Origin of the sequence: Lactobacillus sp. UMNPBX1 (assembly GCF_002554085.1) — a bacterium.
In the GTDB taxonomy this organism is placed as follows: Bacteria; Bacillota; Bacilli; order Lactobacillales; family Lactobacillaceae; genus Lactobacillus; species Lactobacillus crispatus.
Map to the genome: position 1 here is coordinate 1 of NZ_PCZI01000058.1, position 567 is coordinate 567.

Genomic DNA, 567 nt, shown 5'->3' on the forward strand with positions numbered 1-567 from the left:
TCCCGAAAGGCATCCTAAATCTCACAGCCGTTTACACAAGAATTTATACTGAACCATTTTTTCTGTTGATGAATATTTATGATATTCTGTCTCAATTAAGCTATTTAGGAGTTGTGCTATGTCCTCTGTTAATGATTGTATTAAATTTGATCTCGATATTAAATTTTACAACAATTTCTATAAATTCTTCAATGGAGTGCAATACAAAGTCTACGAAGCCCTTTTAAGCAGCCCACTTGTCCATTCTGTGGCTTTCCGGCAGAAAAAATAACGTATCCATCAATACCATTCAGAGTACAGACTCCTCAAAGCTCCTTGGAAGCCCTATTTAAAAAAATTTCAAGACTTAGAAAAGCTTCATTATAGAACTTTAATAGCACACAAAAAGGCGGAAGCCTCTGGCCCCCGCCTCTTTCATATTCCGCTAGCTCCGGCTGTCAGACTCGAACTGACGACATCTTGATTAACAGTCAAGCGCTCTACCAACTGAGCTAAGCCGGAATATTAAAAAAGAGCACGGCAGCTTCCTTTCCTCGCAGGCAGTTGCCCACCAACTACTTTCGGCGT

At 40.0% G+C, this 567-nt stretch carries 1 tRNA gene; it reads right to left on the bottom strand.

What is annotated here, in order from left to right:
* Positions 1-428 precede the first annotated feature (428 nt).
* Positions 429-501: transfer RNA gene (locus tag CP352_RS10760), tRNA-Asn, on the bottom strand.
* Between the last annotated feature and the right edge of the window lie 66 nt (positions 502-567).